Below are 16,587 nucleotides of genomic sequence, written 5' to 3' on the forward strand. Positions count from 1 at the left end.
ATGCAGACAGTTGAAACCCTTGGCGATGCGGCCCCGCCGCGCCGCCCGCCATCGGCGCGAACGACAAAGTCGCTTTTCCGGCTTAGCCTGCCGATGTTCGTGCATTCGCTGCTGACCTTTCTGGTCATGCTGTCGGAAATGCTGATCATGAGCGCTTATTCCGCCAATGCGGCAGCAGCCGTGGCGATTGTGCGGCAGGTGCTCCAAGTCGTCTTCGAGATTTCGAGCATGGTCGGGATCGGCGCTGTCATCCTGATATCGCACAGTCTCGGGCGTGGTGACGAGGAGGGTGCGCGGCAGATCGCAACGCTTGCGGTCTTCACCAATACGCTCCTTGGCCTTTTGGTAGGCGGTCTGCTGTTTCTGGGTGGACCGGTGGCCTTGCGGATTCTCGATGTCCCGGCATCAATCGTTCACGATGCAAGCCTTTATCTTGTCCTCGCTGCCGCCGCCATGGTCTTCAATGCGCTTGCCACGGCTGCGATTGCCTGCCTGAGGGCTTTCGGCAGCAGCCGGGTGATCGTGATGACCGGCTTGTTTCTGTCGGTGATTTACATTGGGGCGACCTATGTTCTTGTGCTTGGTGCCGGACCAATCCCCCCGCTTGGGGTGACAGGTGCGGCCTATGCAACACTCGGCTCAAGGATTGCAATGGCGCTGATGTTCGGCCTTGCCGTCTATTGCGCCCTTGGTCTTCGTTTCGCCTCTGGGCCGATCAGGGCGCGGCTTTCGCTCGTGCGGCGCATGCTTGTCCTCGCCTTTCCGAGTGTTTCGGACTATATCGGCTACGGTTTTTACCAGCTTGTGCTGCTCGGCTTTGTGGCGGGCTTCGGCGTTTCAAGTGTCTTGAGCCGTACCTATGTCATGCTGGCCATGACGTTCCTCATCCTTGTCGTTATGGCTGTGAGCCAAGGAAACGAGGTGCTCGTCGGCTATCGCTGGGGCGAAGGTCGGCGGCAGGACGCCTATCGTCAGGCGTTGCGCTCCAGCTTTGCGGCGACCTTGGTCACGACGACAATCGCGCTGCTGTTCTGGCTCATGTCCGATCAATATCTCGGATTGTTCGGGCAGGGCGGTGAGGTTCTGGCGCTTTCCACCTACCTGCTGCTGCTGACGATCTTCATCCAGCCCGGCTTCGCCTTCAATACAGTGTTGCTGCATTCGCTCAGGGCTGTCGGCGATGTCAGGATTCCGGTCCTCGTCAGTATCGGCTTGACCTGGGGGCTCGGCCTGCCGCTGGCCTGGCTGTTTTGCGTGCAGGCGGACTATGGGGTGGAAGGTGTCTGGTACGCGCTGATCATCGAAGAGACACTCAAGGCCGGTTTCATGCTTTCGCGCTGGCACGGGCGGGGATGGATGGGCAATGCCATTGCCTGATATTGTTTTGCACAATGAAGCCCATGGTCACCATCAGCCAAATATGCGACTATGGCTGAACGAGTAACTCCCTTGATAGTGTCATCCATGCGCCTGAAGCGGCAATCCGAAATAGCGATCGGTATATTGACGGTCTGCGCGAAAAGTCCATCGACGAAATACCCAGCCCAGCATCTGGCGCAAGAGGTCGGCGCGACGAGGGATCATGCCTATCAAGTTGTCGCTCTTCTGGTCCGCAACGGCTTTCTCAACAGCGATCGCGGGCCGGGCGGTGGTCTGCGCCTTGCGCGTGATGCCAAGGACATCAAGCTCGCCGATGTGCTGCGGATCACCCAGCCGGAACTGGACGGCAACGCGGAAGAACCGGAGCCCGGCACGCTCAAAGGCCAACCCTTGCTTGACGGCATCGTTGCCGCAGCCTCGTCCTTTCTTGTCAGTTTGCTCGACCGCTTTACTGTCGCGGACCTCGTGGCCTCGCCCGATAGCTCCGCTATCGCTTGTCTGGAGTGTAGCCTCGTGACCTCACGCCCTGTTCGCGAGCGTCTGATGCTGTTGCCCGCGCCCCAACTGTCCCCCGTGGACGACACTCTGGAAGCAGACGCCTGATTGCCCTGAGGCAACGGATGGGCGGTCCGCGATGAGATCGGCGAGCGTGAACTTGTCAGCCATTCGCACGAAATTCACTGATGCGGCTTCAACGGCGAGCGTGAATACGTTCTGCTGCCTATGGCTGCGGTGTTGATCACCTTGGAGAAGATCGGGTTGGGTGAGTCGCAGGACGGCACCCAGTGTGACGCTGGCTGGATCGATGGCCAGCATCACGCGGCCGTCTGGCTCGCGGTGCAACAGTTCATGCCGGAGCAACAGCAAGATGCTTTTGACGACCTCTCCTGTGGGGCCATTGTGCAATTCGGTCAGTTCCCAGAAGGCAAGCTTACGGCCGGGTCTGCACGCACAGGCCGTGAGGACCGCAAGGACGGTCATGGTTTCGCGTGTGAAATGCATCATCCCTCTCTCCCCAACACATTGCTTAAGCGACGTGCGTGTTGTGAAAACGCACAAACTACGCCGTAATTCCTTATATTCGCAGCATAATTTTCCCTGTGAGCCAACTCTGGCTTGAGAAATTATGCAGGAGATCAAAGGTGCGCCTCAGGAGGCACCACGTTCGCTTGCTGATGGATAGACGTGTCGCCGGTTCGGTTTGGGACCATAGCGTAAGATTTTTTTCGCCAGCGTTTGAGCTTTGTCGTTCAAGGCAAGGCTTCGGTCGTTATGAGATGCTTGTGGCGGCAATGATGAATGCAAGCGCAGGCTTTAGGTCGATTCGATCAGGCTTGAAGAGCGCCTGCCGTTGTCACAGCCTGCCTTACAATGCTGGCATCACCCTTTATGACAAGATTCGTCAGTTCATCGAGGCGAGGCTGTTTTGGAACGCGGGAAAGGTCCGCGATCATTTTGTCAACACTGCCTTTTTCAAGCAGATGGGCAACATCGGCCTCCTCTGCGGCTCTATCGTACAGCACCAGCACGGTTTTCGTCACTGCTCTGGCATCGCTGGTATCGCAAAGGAATGGGATGACAGTTTCATGGTGATGCATGGGCAGCGTCAAGATATGCGCGCCGATCAATCGGCTGGCCTCGACACAGTCGCAGTGATTGTCGGCCCCGACGATGCAGAAGGCCGTGAGATTGGGCGGCGGGTCTGCTGTTATCACCTGGGTTGACTGGCGCAGGTTTTCCGCCAGTTCTGGTGTCGTCTGCGCGCGCTCCATCAGCTTTTGGTAGGACACATATAGCACGTCATTCGGGTTATCCGAGAGCATGACAACCGGGCTGAAGGCAAGAACACGAACAGGTTTTTCGATCATGCGAGCGAGAAGCGTGCCGTGATACAGCGCCCCATGCCCTCCTTTGCTTCCACCAATCGTAATCACCAGATCGTATGGTGCACTGACATCTTTTATGAAATTCGCCAGAATATCTGGCGTGTTGGTGAAATAGGTGTCTTCCTTATCCGCGATGCTCAGGACGTCCGCCGGAAAATCGACAGACTTGAAATGATGCTTGGTCGAATGGGAGAACAGCACGACGAGAACGGCGGCGTTCCGCGTGCGCATTTCGATATCGTAACATCCAAGAGACATTTCTGGCGGCTTTCATTGTGTGCAGCAGGCGATCAAATGCAATCTTCTGCCGATGTTCGTATAAAGCCGCTCAGATCTTCGCAAGAGTAGACGTCAGTCACGTTCCCGAATACCCTATGCAGACCGTCAAGAATGGTCAGCATCAGCACCACAATTTCTGGCTGTTATCCGGTTGACAGTACGGACGCCGATCCAGCTCTGTTGCAAACCTCTTGAACGGCAAAGGAGCATTCAACGATATGGGCCTGCCCACGGATGCCTTTTGTCAGGTTGAAAATCTTAGCCTGGCCTTTGCGTAACGCTCGCATGGCCTCTAACCCTTTGATCGTCACATAGGCCGTTTTCAACGTGAACCCTCTCATACCAAGTCTCGAAGATGCTGACGCATTCTCGACTTGAAAAAATAAAATATCTCAAATGCGTCAGAGGCTTGATCAATTGTTTGGTGCCGAACGTACGCTTTATCTCGACGAGGTCGAACCGACGCTTTGCGATGGCATGAATTTTCCGGGTGGCAATGGAAAGGCGCTCGGCAGCTACAGCAACCGATATGTCCGCTATATCGATCTCGACGGCAATTTTCTTGAGAAGACCTATATTACCGGAAAGCCCATCGGGCTTTTTATGCAGGGACAGGCTGCAATTTTCAATCTAATCGACGCCATCCGCGGAGAAGCCCGGACCCTTGAGTGTGCTTTTGGTCTCTGTCCCAGCGCTCTCACCGAAGTTGTTTCACGCCTCGCCCAGGATCTCAAACGTCAGGGCAGATGATCGGGCGATAATAGGCAGTTCCAGCCAAATCACAATATTTGCAATATTGCGCCATAACTGCGTCCAGCGACGGTCATGTCTGAAACCCTTCCAAAACTCGCGACAGATCCATGAGCGCTACATGAGATCCCACTAAAAAAAGGGGATTGCCTTAGGGCATGGTTAACAACTACATCTTATAATTGAGACCACACAGCATCCAGTTGAGATGTTCCTTCGCATGACGCGACATAAAATCACGTTTTAAGACTGAGTTTCGTAGTCGATCCCTTGAACCTCAAGGAGCGAGAGGAATTCGTGCGCGTTTTCGTCACTGATAACAGTGTCTTGGCTACCGCATTTATCAAGCGGGTCATCGAAAGGGAAGCGGGCTTGGCCATAGGGGTCCAGTGCGCATTCCAGGTAGCTTTGATGACCTGCTTGGGCTTCAGCAGAAACCTGGCCGGTCTGTTCTTGACAGGGCGGTCGCCGTAGGGCGCCCACGACTTATCAGCGATAGTAACTCCCAAAACAGCTTCCGATAGAGGATACACGATGTCTTTCTACACTCAAATGAAGAAATCTTCCAAATCTCAGGCGGCTGTGGCTGAGATACAGCGCGTCAAAGTTAGTATCGCAGACGGAAAACTAGCCGCGCGTGCAAATCTCGATGCAGTCACCGGTGAAGCCAGAGAGATGCTGATTGCTGTCAACGAGTTACTTGAGGCCAGTATGCAGCCGATGCAGAAGCTCGGGGCATCTATCGCTGACATGTCAGGTGAGCACGACAAGGGCGACATTGATGTCAGGTTACCTTCAGAGGACTTCAAGGGCGACTTCGCTGTCATGGCCAAAGGCGTTAACGACATGGTCGGCGGCCATATCGCCGTCAAGAAAAAGGCCATGGCTTGCGTCAAGGAACTTGGGTTGGGCAATTTTGAAGCACCGCTCGAGCAGTTTCCCGGCAAGAAAGCTTTCATCAACGAGACAATCGAAACCTTGCGTACCAATCTCAAAGGCCTGATTTCTGAGATGAATACGATGTCGCTTGAGCACGATAAGGGCGACATTGAGGTCTTCGTGCCGGTTGAAAAATTCAAGGGTGACTTTGCCGTGATGGCCAAAGGCGTCAACGATATGGTCGCGGGCCACATTGCAGTTAAAAAGAAGGCCATGGCCTGCATCAAGGCGCTAGGTGAGGGCAATTTCGAAGCGTCGCTCGAGCAGTTCCCCGGCAAAAAAGCCTTCATCAATGAGACGATCGAAACCTTGCGCGCAAATCTGAAGGGTTTGATTTTTGAAATGAATACGATGTCGATCGAGCACGATAAAGGCGACATTGACATCTTCGTGCCGGTTGAGAAATTCAAGGGCGATTTTGCCGTGATGGCCAAGGGCGTCAACGATATGGTTAGCAGCCACATCGCCGTCAAAAAGAAGGCCATGGCCTGCATCAAGGCGCTGGGTGAGGGCAATTTTGAAGCGCCGCTCGAGCAGTTCCCCGGCAAGAAAGCTTTCATCAATGAGACTATCGAGACGCTGCGTGGAAATTTACGGGCGATTACCACTGAACTTCAGCGCTTGATTGCCGCGTCTACAGCCGGCAAGCTCTCCGAGCGGGGCGCGGCCGATCATTTCGTCGGGGATTTCGCCAAGCTGGTCTCTGGAATCAACGGCATGTTGGACGCTATCATTCTTCCGATCTCTGAGGGCAATCGCGTTCTTCGCCAGGTGAGTTTCGGTGATCTTACCCAACATGTGGACATCGAATGCGAAGGCGATCATGCGAGCATGAAGAATGCGATCAACAATATGGTAGACAACCTGCGCAACACAGCAACCATAGCTGACCTGATTGCCAGTGGCGACTTAACCGTCGAGCCGGAGCCGCTTTCAGACAAGGACACACTGGGAATTGCATTGGTGTCTATGGTCGAGCGCCTTCGTGGGGTTGTTGCCGATGCATTAGCCGCAAGTCAAAATGTCTCAGCGGGTTCACAGCAGCTCTCCGCCGGCTCAGAGCAGCTTTCGCAAGGTGCGACCGAACAGGCTGCGGCGGCTGAAGAAGCCTCTGCATCAATGGAAGAAATGGCCGCCAATATCAAGCAGAACGCTGACAACGCTGCCCAGACCGAAAAGATCGCCCGCCAATCATCGAAGGATGCCGAAGCTTCCGGCGAGGCCGTCAACCGGGCGGTTACCGCGATGCGAACGATTGCCGAAAAAATTTCCATAGTGCAGGAAATCGCTCGTCAGACCGACCTTCTTGCTCTGAACGCAGCCGTGGAAGCAGCCCGTGCTGGAGAACATGGCAAGGGCTTTGCCGTTGTTGCCTCTGAAGTGCGAAAGCTTGCCGAACGCAGCCAGTCAGCCGCCGCCGAAATCAGCGGTCTGTCTGGACAGACTGTGCAGGTTGCCACCGAAGCTGGTGGAATGCTGGCGCGTCTGGTTCCCGACATCCGCAAGACTGCCGAATTGGTCTCAGAAATCTCTGCGGCTTGCCGTGAGCAGGATATCGGTGCTTCGCAGATCAACGAGGCAATCCAGCAACTCGACAAGGTGACACAGCAGAATGCCGGAGCCTCGGAAGAAATGTCGGCAACCTCTGAAGAACTCGCAGCCCAAGCCGAGGAGCTTCAAGCCTCCATCGCCTTCTTTAAGGTCGACATTGCTGGTGACGTTAAAATGCAAGCGTCGCGCAACCAGTCGACCAAGGCTCGGCCAAAGAGCAATATCTCAACAAAACCGGCCGCCATGGCCCATATGTCCAAACCCGGCCACTCCGTTGCAGGTCAGCAGGCCCGCGTAAAAGGCTGGGTGCTCGATATGTCGATGGGTGGCCCTGATGCTGAGGATTCCGATTTTCAAGAAAGGGCATAACCACTAAGCAATGATAAGGTAGAGGCCCACAGACGCTCGATTATATCGCTGTTTCCGGCATGAAGTTGGCCGGCATTCCGATCAAAGACTCGGAAAGGGATGGCGGCGATACCGTGGATTACAAAGTAGCGTCCCTGAGTATCCTCGATCCAGACCGTGCTCTCGCCGCCAAGCAAGAGCACGGTCTGGCTATTGGCTATTTGACGTAAGCGCAGGATCACGATAGGCATTATAGGAATTAGGAAAGGCGACCATGCCTATGCAAAGCATTGCCTAATCCCACCAGCCAAGGAAATATCCTATGATGTCGAATGAGAGCCTGCTTGTATTTCTTCTTGTGGGCGCCCTTGCTGGATGGCTTGCCGGCCTTGTGGTACGTGGCGGCGGCTTTGGTCTGATCGGAGATATTCTTGTCGGCATCATCGGCGCGTTCATTGCGGGATGGCTCTTCCCCCGCCTCGGTTTCAGCCTGGGTACGGGCATCGTCAGAGCGATTGTCAACGCTACGGTCGGGGCGATCCTCCTTCTGCTGCTTCTCAGGCTCGTGCGCCGCGCATAGATCATGGGCAGCCCAGGAGGCTTGGCCTGCTGCTGGTTTTCAGATGCCGCATTAAGCTAATCCCGTCTTGGGCTCAAAATCATTGGGACTGAGGAAGGTTGCCCCTTCGAAGTCAGTAATTGCCTGACTTTAATTGCAAGATCGTAACGAGATCGGGATGATCTACAGCGCCCGTCGTGCCACCCGGTCTCCATTTTATCTCAAAAAATCACGGCTCTACGGGAGTGATCATAGAGGTCAACCTCCGACACTGCTCCAACATTCAGTGTTTCCATAAAACGAAACAATTCTCTAGATATGCATTTCAAACAGCGTGTCATGGCTTGCGACAACCATGTGCCCATCCAGATTAATCCAGCCGCGAAACATCCCGGCGGTATTATAAGGTGCTGTGATGGAGCCATCTGCACCAACCGCGACAAGCCCTGCTCCGATATGATGGGGGGCAAGATCGGTGAACACGACATGCTGGCAGGCGTCTTCCAGATTTTCGCCCAAATACCGCATGCGGCTGGCGATTTCGTGGCCCACGGCATGGCGGATGAAAAACTCACCCTTGCCAGTACCGGAGACAGCCACCACGCCATCGCGGGCGTAGGTTCCGGCGCCGATCACAGCGGTGTCGCCAATGCGGCCTGAAGGCTTGTTGTTGAAGCCGCCAGTGGAGGTGGCGGCGGCAAGGTGGCCGTGGCTGTCCAGCGCCACGGCGCCAACCGTGCCATGCTTTTCGGCCTCGCTGGCAAGGGCTGCCGTTCCGGCTTTGGCGTGTTCTTTCAACGATGCCAGTGCTTTAACCCGGCGCTCGGTGGTGAAATAGGACTGTTCCACCATCGGCAGGCCCGATTTTTGGGCAAAGGCATCGGCAGCACTTGCCCCCAGCATCACGGTCTCGCCGCTGTGCATCAGTTTGCGGGCGGCACGAATCGGGTTGCGGATCGTGCGTGCCATGGCAATGGCACCCGCCTCAAGGGTCTGACCATCCATAATGGAGGCATCCAACTCGTGTTCGCCATCGGTGTTGAGTGCTGCGCCATGGCCCGCGTTGAAATGCTCCGAATCCTCCATCACCATAACGGCGGCTTCGACGGCGTCGAGCGCGGATGCGCCTTGTTGCAACAAGCTCCATCCGGCCTTTAATGCGCGTTTGAGGTCAGCGCGGGCGGCTTCCCATTCGCTCTCCGGCATGTCGGCCTTGTTCATCACGCCGCAGCCGCCGTGAATGGCAATCGCAAAGGGGCTTGGTTGGGTATTGCTCATAAATGCCTCGAAATGCTCAAAATAGATCGCCCGCCGTTAGCGCAGCATGGTGGACATGGCGGATAGGCTGTTGATCATCCGCACGGCATGTTCAACGCTTGGCGCTTCGAACGCCACCTCATTGCCGCCGGTGCGGGCAAGGGTTGGCCATTGGCAAAACAGATCAGCCAGCCGGGTGGATTGGGTTTCGATGGTCACAGAAATGGGGCCAGTCAGGGTAAATTTGGGCATTTGCCTCGCCTGTTCCACCGCAGCCCGCGCGCCCTCACGAATGGCAAGACAGGATTCCGATGGCGACAGGCTGACGCCGCTGATGCCACCGCTTGCCTTTTTGGTCTCCACAAACACGGTTTTGGGAAACAGGTCTTTGTTCTCGGCAATGAACACATCATCGCCGCTGCCCATGATCACCGGCACGCCATATTCACCCGCCAAAGCGCCATAAATGCCCGCTTCGCCCAGTTCCTGTCCGTTGAGGAATATCCGCGAAAAGGCAAAGCTGTTGATGGTGTGGGCCAGAATGCCAAAGCCCTGCCCACGGGAATGATAGCCGATGAGGCAAACGCCATCGACACCAAGTTCAACGCCAGACATCATGCTGAGGTAGCGGGGTTTGCCCTGAATGGCGCGGGCGCGCGGGTCCAGCCGATCTGGCGGCATGTTGCGAAACGATCCGTGGGAATCGTTGACAAACACCTCCGTTGCCCCGGCATCAAAGGCACCAGCAATGGCGGCGTTGGCTTCGTCCGTCATCAACAGGCGGGCGCGTTCATATTCGCCATTGCCCGCGCGGGTTTGTTCCGGGTGATAGACGCCAGCGACCCCTTCGATATCGACAGAGATGAGAATTTTCATGGGGTACTCCATAAGAGCATTTCGAGCAAAAGTGTATCGCGGTTTTGCGTTCGAAAATGCGTCAAACAAAAACTTGCAGAAGGGGTTATTTCCGGTCGATTTTCGGATCAATCGCATCGCGAAGGCCATCGCCTAGCAGGTTGAAGGCCAGAACAGTGACGAAAATCGCAAGGCTTGGAAACAGCGCCACATGCGGTGCATTGACCATATCGGCGCGCGCGTCATTCAGCATGGCACCCCACTCAGGCGTGGGTGGCTGTGCACCGAGGCCGAGAAAGGACAGGCTGGCGGCGGTGATGATCGATGTGCCAAGTCGCATGGTGAAATAGACCACAATCGACGAAAAAGCCCCCGGCAGAATATGGCGAAACAGAATGATGAAGTCGGATGCGCCAACGCTTCTGACGGCTTCAATATAGGTCATGTTTTTCAGCACCAGCGTGCTGCTGCGCACCAGTCTGGCAAAGGCGGGAACCGAAAACACTGCAACGGCCGCCACCACATTGACCATGGAACTGCCGAGAATGGCCACAATGCCCAGAGCCAGCAAAATGCCCGGAAAGGCAAACAGCACATCGCAGATGCGCATCACCACCCGGTCCCACCAGCCTTCATAATAGCCAGCCAGCAAGCCAAACACGGTGCCGATAAAGCCGCCGAGCGTGACGGACAAAAGGCCGGTTGCCAGCGAAATCCGCGCGCCCATCAAAATACGGCTGAAAATATCTCGGCCCAATGGATCAACGCCAAACCAATGGCTCAAGGAAGGCCCGGCATTGATCATGTCGTAGTCAAAGAAATTTTCAGCGTCATAGGGCGCAATCACGGGTGCCGCGATGGCCAAAACCATCAAAATCACAATGAAGGCCAAGGCCCCAAGCGCCACGGGCTGGCGTTTGAATTTGCGCCAAAATTCGCTCCAAGGGGTGCGAACAGCGCGGCTGGTCTGTGCAGCGGCGGCAATTGGGGCAGATGTGGTATTGCTCATGGCCGGCTCATTTATAACGGATTGTCGGATTGATGACGCCGTAGAGCAGATCCACGACAAGATTGATCAGGATGAATTCCAGCGAGAACATCAGCACGAGGGCCTGAATTACCGGATAATCCCGCTGGTTCACCGCATCGACCAGCAAACGGCCAACACCCGGCCAGTTGAACACCGCCTCCACCACAATGGAGCCGCCCAGCAGAAAGCCGAATTGCAGGCCCATCATGGTGACAATCGGGATCAGCGCGTTGCGCAGGCAATGTTTGGCAATCACCACTTTTTCATTCAGCCCCTTGGCGCGGGCGGTGCGCACAAAATCTTCCTGAATCACATCTACAAAGGCGGCTCGGGTAAAGCGGGCCATGACAGCGGCAACGCCTGCGCCCAGCGTTATCGATGGCAGGATGTAATGCCGCCAGCTATCGGCCCCCACGGTGGGCAGCCATCCGAGCCAGACCGAGAAAATCTGCATCAGCAACATGCCCAGCGCAAAGGCCGGAAAGGAAATGCCAGACACGGCCACGGTCATGCCCAATCTATCCGGCCAGCGGTTGCGAAACACGGCAGAAAAGACGCCAATGATCATGCCAACGGACACCGACCAGATCATGCTGGTCAGCGTCAGCAGCATGGTGGGCATGAAGCGCTCGCCAATTTCAACAGACACCGGGCGATGGGTGCGGATCGACACCCCAAGGTCGCCATGCAACATTCGTGTGAAATACTCGACAAATTGCTGGGGTAGGGGCTTGTCGAGGCCCAGTTCGCTGCGCACCAGCGCCACGGTCTGCTCGTCCGCATCCTGCCCTGCCGCAAGGCGCGCCGGATCACCCGGCAGCATATGCACAAACAGAAACACCAGAACGGCAACGATCAGAAGTGTGGGCAGCAGCCCGAACAGGCGCTTGAGAAAATAATTGAACATGGCAACCGCAGCGAAAGCCTTCAGGAGGGGTTGGAAGCATTTCCAGCAAAAGTGTATCGCGGTTTTGCGTTCGGAAATGCGTAAAAGGAGTGTCTCGGCGCTAGATCAGCGCCGGGATCGCGTTTTCAGAAGGTGTTATTGCTTGAGTGCAATGTCCGAGCTGTCGATATTGCCATCCGGCATGACATAAACGCCCTCAAGCTTTGTTGCGGCAGCCGAAACGTTGTTTTCGGTCACCAGCGGAGCCCAAGGCAGATCCTTCATGATCTGTTCCTGTGCATCGGCATAGAAGGTCTTCTTTTCGTCTTCCTTGGTGGTCTTCATGGCCTTGGCAATCAGATCGTCCACAATGGGATTGCTGTAATAGGCCGTGTTGCTCAGCTTTGGCGGCCATGCTTCGGTGGCCAGCAGCGGACGCAGCGCCCAGTCGGCTTCACCGGTTGAGGACGACCATCCAGCATAATACATCCGCACTTTGGCGGTTTTCGGATCGGGCGCTGTCTGCACCCATTCTACTCGCTGGCCCGGCTCAAGCGCCTGAAGCGTCACCTTGATGCCAACCTGCTGCAATTGCTGCTGCAAGAACTGAATGGCCTTTTGCGCCGTGGTGGTGGTGTAAGCGCTCCATAGGGTGGATTCAAAGCCGTTGGGATAGCCCGCTTCTTTCAGCAAAGCGCGTGCCCTGGCCGGATCATAAGGCCATGGCGCAATTTTGTGGGCGTAAAGCACGCCTTCTGGCACAACGCCTTCGGCGGGCTTGGCAAAGCCGCTGAAGGCCACCTTGGCAAGGGCTTCTTTGTTGATGGCATAGTTGATGGCCTGACGCACGCGCAGATCATCAAACGGCTTTTGCAGCATGTTGAAGCTGACATAGCGCTCAATGATCGACGGCGAAACCGTCACCGTCAGCTTGGTGTTCTGCTTCAGCGTTGCCACCTGCTCATAGGGCATGGGGTAGGCGAAATCAGCTTCCCCGGTCTGCAACATGGCAGCGCGGGTGTTGTTATCTGGCACTGGCTTCCAGGTGATTTCATCCACCTTTGGGAAGCCCTTACGCCAGTAGCCATCAAACTTCTTGGCCTTGACGTAATCGGTCTGCTTCCATTCGACAAACTCAAACGGGCCGGTACCAACCGGATGGAAGGCGATTTCCTTGTTGCCCCATTTTGTCAGCGCTGCTGGCGAAATCATTGCAGCAGAGGCATGGGCCAGCGAGTTGATGAACGGGCCGAAGGGCTGCTTTAGCGTGATACGCACTTCAAGCGGTGAGACAACCTCAACCTTGTCGATCTGGTTGAACTGGTTGAAGCGAGACAGCTTGTTGTCCGGGTTGCGCACGCGGTCAAAATTGACCTTCACGGCATCCGCATTGAAATCGGTGCCGTCTTGAAACTTCACGCCGTCACGCAGCTTGATGGTGTAGACCAGACCATCATCGGAGACGGTGTAGCCCGTTGCCAGAACCGGCTGAACCTTCAAATCCTTATCGAAGCCAAACAGGCCTTCGTAGAAGGACTTTGTCACAGCGGTGGTCAGCGTGGTGTTGGTGTTATATGGGTCCAGCGTTTCAGCCTGTGTGTTGAGGGCCAGAACCACGCTGCCAGCGGCAAGTGCCTGTCCCGCACCCATACTGAGAATGCCTGCCAAGACCGTGGCAGATGCGAGCCGGGAAGAAAATCTATGCTTCATCAATATCTCCTGTGCTGGTTGGGTCAGTTCGGTAAGTGTTGAATTACATTTTAAACGCGCCAACGCTGTGCCGGGCCACGAAATGGCCGGGTGACACCTCGTGCAAGGCTTCTACCACTGGCTCATCGCCCTTTTTGCGCATCGGGCTTGGCAGGTCTTCAACAGCAAATTGCCGTTTCAAATGGCGGCGGGCCGGGTCGGCAATCGGCACGGCTGCCATCAGCTTTTTGGTATAGGGGTGCTGCGGGTTTTCAAAAATGGCCCGGCGTGGGCCAATTTCAACAATCTGCCCCAGATACATCACCGCCACCCGGTGGCTGACGCGCTCCACCACGGCCATGTCGTGGGAAATAAACAGATAGGAAATGCCCAGATCACGCTGCAATTCCAAAAGAAGATTGACGATCTGCGCCTGAATCGACACATCCAGCGCCGAGACCGATTCATCGGCCACCACCACTTTCGGGTTCAGCGCCAAGGCACGTGCAATGGCAATGCGCTGACGCTGGCCACCGGAGAATTCATGCGGATAGCGCTCAGAATGGGCAGCCGACAGGCCCACCCGCTCCAAAAGCCAAGCCACGCGCTGTCTCGCTTCTTCGCCTTTGGCAATGCCATGGATCAGCAGAGGCTCCATAATGGAAAAACCAACCGTCAGCCTTGGATCCAGCGAGGCGAAGGGGTCTTGAAACACCAGCTGAATGCTGCGGCGAAGGCCACGCAACTCGCTGGCCGGAAGATCAAGAACATTGCGGCCATCAAATTCCACGCTGCCGCTCTGGCTATTGACCAGACGCAAGAGTGAACGGCCCGTGGTGGATTTGCCACAACCGGATTCGCCCACCAATGCCAAGGTTTCGCCAGCATGCAGATCAAAGCTGACCTTTTCCACCGCATGAACTGACCGATCAACCCGGTTGAACAGGCCGCGCCGAACATCAAAGCGGGTGACCAGATCGCGCACTTTCAAAATCGGCGGCAGATCAAACCGTGCTGGAGGTTGTTCTGCATGGGTCTGGGTGCTATCGGCCCCCACCAGATCAAAAGCGCGCGGACCATCGGTCCCGGCCATGGCCCCAAGGCGCGGCACAGCGGCCAGAAGGGCTTGGGTATAGGGATGGTTCGGGCGCTCGAACACGTCTTTCGATGCGCCATGCTCGACCTTTTCACCTTGGCGCATCACCAATACGCGGTCGGCAATTTCGGCCACCACGCCCATATCATGGGTGATGAACAACACGCCCATGTTCATGTCGTCCTGAAGCTGGCGGATCAGCTGCAAAATTTGCGCCTGCACGGTGACATCCAGCGCCGTTGTGGGTTCATCGGCAATCAGCAAGGAAGGGCGGCAGGCCAGCGCCATGGCAATCATCACCCGCTGGCGCATGCCGCCGGACAGTTGATGCGGATAGCGGCCAAACACATGTTTGGCCTCTGGAATGCGCACCAGATCCAGCATGCGCAGCGCTTCCGCCTTGGCGCTGGCCTCGTTCATTTTCTGGTGCAGGCGGATGGATTCAGCAATCTGTTCGCCAGCGGTAAACACCGGGTTGAGCGATGTCATCGGCTCTTGAAAGATCATGGCAATATCCGCACCGCGAATACTGCGCATGGTCGGCGTATCGGCCTTTGCCAGATCCAGCACCTTGTCATTGCTGGGGCGAAACAGCATAGCACCGCTATCAATCCGTCCACCGCCATGCTCAATCAGCCGCATCAGCGCCAGCGAGGTGACGGATTTGCCAGAGCCAGATTCACCCACAATCGCAAGCGTTTCACCCCGGCCAACCGCAAAGCTGATATTGCGCACGGCCTGCACCCGGCCCTCGGATGTGGCAAAGGATACCGTCAGGTCATCGACCGCCAGAACCTGATTGTCTAGCAGAGAGGGTGCGGTTTGGGGCAGGGTCGCAGAAGAGGTCATGGCAGATCGTCTCAATGAAAATGGGTCAGACAAGGCATCAGTCAAGCTCGGGTTCGTCGTCTTCGGCTGACGGTTTCGCCGATGCCCGATGAGGGTGGTTTGGACCGCTGTGCAGATAGGGAAGCACGGTATCAACAAGCTGGGTGGCGGCTTGCATGGAACGGCCTGATGCATAGGACACGGCGGCAGAGAGAGACTCGATCAAGGCTAGCGCACTGGCTTCACAGCTGGCGAAATAATCGCTCTCGACCTGCGCAAACAGCGTCATTGTGGCATGCGCCACCAGAGGCGAGCTGGCATTGTCTGTCAGTGCCAGAACATCGGCCCCAGCATCGCGCATGCGTTTTGCCAGCGTCACCGTATCGGCCATGTAGCGTGGAAAGGCGATGGCTATGACGAGGTCCCCGGCGCGAACATTTCGCAAAGCCCGCGCTGCGAAGGATGCGCCTTCCACGGTTGCCAGCAGGCGAACATCATCACAAAACAGATCAAACCGCCGCTGCATAAGGCCGCCAAGCCAGGCGCTGCTGCCAAGGCCGATGATGGAAATGCGGCGGGCGGACAAAATGAGACCGATAGCCCGCGATAGCGTCTCGGTATCGAGAGCCTGATGGGTTCGCTCAATATTTCTGGTTATCATGGCCAGGTTGTTGGCAAACACATCTGCGGGGCTGGTTGCCGCCTGCGACCGTCGCTGTAATTTTTCCACAGGTGCCAAAGCCGTCTCGTACCCCAGCACCAGATCAGCACGAAATTGCGCATAACCCGCAAACCCCAAGGCGCGGGCAAAGCGATTGACGGTTGGAACCGACACATGAACGATCTCGGCCAATTCTTCAGCCCGCATGGCGGCAACGCGCAAGGGATAATCCAGCACGTAATCTGCGATCTGCCGGTGGGCGGGCGATAACGTGGCCTGGATGATGCGTTGGGACATTGGCATGCGCTCTTGCGCTGATGGTACGCTTTCAATGTCCAAGATGCAGGCCCTGATTAAAAAATATCACCTGAGCCTCAGTATAGATATTTTTCAATCGTTCAAGCGGATTTTGGTGTAATTCTAGGCAAGTGCATATGATGCGTCATTTTTATGCATAGAATCTCTGACGGTGCCGTAATCTCGGTGTAAAAAAGCCTGCGAGCAGAATTAACTGCCGTTCCGACATGTCATGCGTTTCCGGCTACCTTTCATTGCATCGAGTTCGTGAAAGGCATATTGAAGGACGGACTTCG

At 56.0% G+C, this 16,587-nt stretch carries 13 protein-coding genes and 2 pseudogenes; 6 read left to right on the forward strand and 9 right to left on the reverse strand.

The window, feature by feature from the left end:
• The 3 genes from AVI_RS26970 to AVI_RS26980 all read left to right on the forward strand — a co-directional run bounded on the left by AVI_RS26970 (position 1) and on the right by AVI_RS26980 (position 2,451).
• Positions 1-1,377, forward strand: coding sequence for an MATE family efflux transporter (locus tag AVI_RS26970; protein ID WP_015918429.1), 1,377 nt, complete (start codon positions 1-3; stop codon positions 1,375-1,377).
• Positions 1,378-1,455: 78 nt separating this feature from the next.
• Complete coding sequence (locus AVI_RS26975; RefSeq protein WP_234617830.1) at positions 1,456-1,983, forward strand: Rrf2 family transcriptional regulator; 528 nt, start codon at positions 1,456-1,458, stop codon at positions 1,981-1,983.
• 120 nt (positions 1,984-2,103) lie between these two features.
• Positions 2,104-2,451, forward strand: a complete 348-nt coding sequence (locus tag AVI_RS26980) for a hypothetical protein (RefSeq protein WP_041699766.1) — start codon at positions 2,104-2,106, stop codon at positions 2,449-2,451.
• A 257-nt stretch (positions 2,452-2,708) separates the two neighbouring features.
• Here AVI_RS26980 and AVI_RS26985 read toward each other — a convergent pair whose 3' ends face one another.
• Together AVI_RS26985 and AVI_RS31635 are read right to left on the reverse strand one after the other, a co-directional pair.
• Positions 2,709-3,497 carry a hypothetical protein gene (locus AVI_RS26985; protein ID WP_139192477.1) on the reverse strand — a complete coding sequence of 263 codons (789 nt, stop codon included), beginning with the start codon at positions 3,495-3,497 and terminating at the stop codon, positions 2,709-2,711.
• 242 nt (positions 3,498-3,739) lie between these two features.
• Positions 3,740-3,886 (reverse strand): annotated as a pseudogene (locus AVI_RS31635) (IS6 family transposase); the annotation flags it as partial.
• Between the two features lie 88 nt (positions 3,887-3,974).
• On the opposite strand from AVI_RS31635, the pseudogene AVI_RS31640 reads away from it, so the two are divergent.
• The 3 genes and pseudogenes from AVI_RS31640 to AVI_RS27010 all read left to right on the forward strand — a co-directional run.
• Positions 3,975-4,130, forward strand: a pseudogene (locus AVI_RS31640) (phenylacetaldoxime dehydratase family protein); the annotation flags it as partial.
• Positions 4,131-4,829: 699 nt separating this feature from the next.
• Positions 4,830-7,154 carry a methyl-accepting chemotaxis protein gene (locus AVI_RS27005; RefSeq protein ID WP_015918433.1) on the forward strand — a complete coding sequence of 775 codons (2,325 nt, stop codon included), beginning with the start codon at positions 4,830-4,832 and terminating at the stop codon, positions 7,152-7,154.
• Between the two features lie 304 nt (positions 7,155-7,458).
• Positions 7,459-7,713, forward strand: a complete 255-nt coding sequence (locus AVI_RS27010) for a GlsB/YeaQ/YmgE family stress response membrane protein (protein ID WP_041700031.1) — start codon at positions 7,459-7,461, stop codon at positions 7,711-7,713.
• A gap of 291 nt (positions 7,714-8,004) precedes the next feature.
• On the opposite strand, the gene AVI_RS27015 is transcribed toward AVI_RS27010, so the two are convergent.
• The 7 genes from AVI_RS27015 to AVI_RS27045 all read right to left on the reverse strand — a co-directional run bounded on the left by AVI_RS27015 (position 8,005) and on the right by AVI_RS27045 (position 16,291).
• Positions 8,005-8,970 (reverse strand): isoaspartyl peptidase/L-asparaginase family protein, encoded by a 966-nt coding sequence (locus tag AVI_RS27015; protein WP_015918434.1) that lies wholly within the window; start codon positions 8,968-8,970, stop codon positions 8,005-8,007.
• A 36-nt stretch (positions 8,971-9,006) separates the two neighbouring features.
• Positions 9,007-9,825, reverse strand: a complete 819-nt coding sequence (locus AVI_RS27020; protein WP_015918435.1) for a M55 family metallopeptidase — start codon at positions 9,823-9,825, stop codon at positions 9,007-9,009.
• 85 nt (positions 9,826-9,910) lie between these two features.
• Positions 9,911-10,813: a glutathione ABC transporter permease GsiD gene (gene gsiD, locus AVI_RS27025; RefSeq protein ID WP_015918436.1), complete on the reverse strand. Its 903-nt coding sequence runs from the start codon at positions 10,811-10,813 to the stop codon at positions 9,911-9,913.
• A 7-nt stretch (positions 10,814-10,820) separates the two neighbouring features.
• On the reverse strand, positions 10,821-11,741 hold the full coding sequence (gsiC, locus tag AVI_RS27030; RefSeq protein ID WP_015918437.1) for a glutathione ABC transporter permease GsiC: 921 nt from the start codon (positions 11,739-11,741) through the stop codon (positions 10,821-10,823).
• 135 nt (positions 11,742-11,876) lie between these two features.
• Positions 11,877-13,430, reverse strand: coding sequence for a glutathione ABC transporter substrate-binding protein GsiB (gene gsiB, locus AVI_RS27035; protein ID WP_015918438.1), 1,554 nt, complete (start codon positions 13,428-13,430; stop codon positions 11,877-11,879).
• Positions 13,431-13,473: 43 nt separating this feature from the next.
• Entirely contained in the window at positions 13,474-15,354 is a 1,881-nt protein-coding gene (locus tag AVI_RS27040) for a dipeptide ABC transporter ATP-binding protein (RefSeq protein ID WP_015918439.1), read from the reverse strand.
• A gap of 37 nt (positions 15,355-15,391) precedes the next feature.
• A complete protein-coding gene (locus tag AVI_RS27045; protein ID WP_234895216.1) occupies positions 15,392-16,291 on the reverse strand; it encodes a MurR/RpiR family transcriptional regulator in 900 nt (299 codons plus the stop codon).
• Between the last annotated feature and the right edge of the window lie 296 nt (positions 16,292-16,587).

This window comes from Allorhizobium ampelinum S4 (genome assembly GCF_000016285.1).
Lineage (GTDB): Bacteria > Pseudomonadota > Alphaproteobacteria > Rhizobiales > Rhizobiaceae > Allorhizobium > Allorhizobium ampelinum.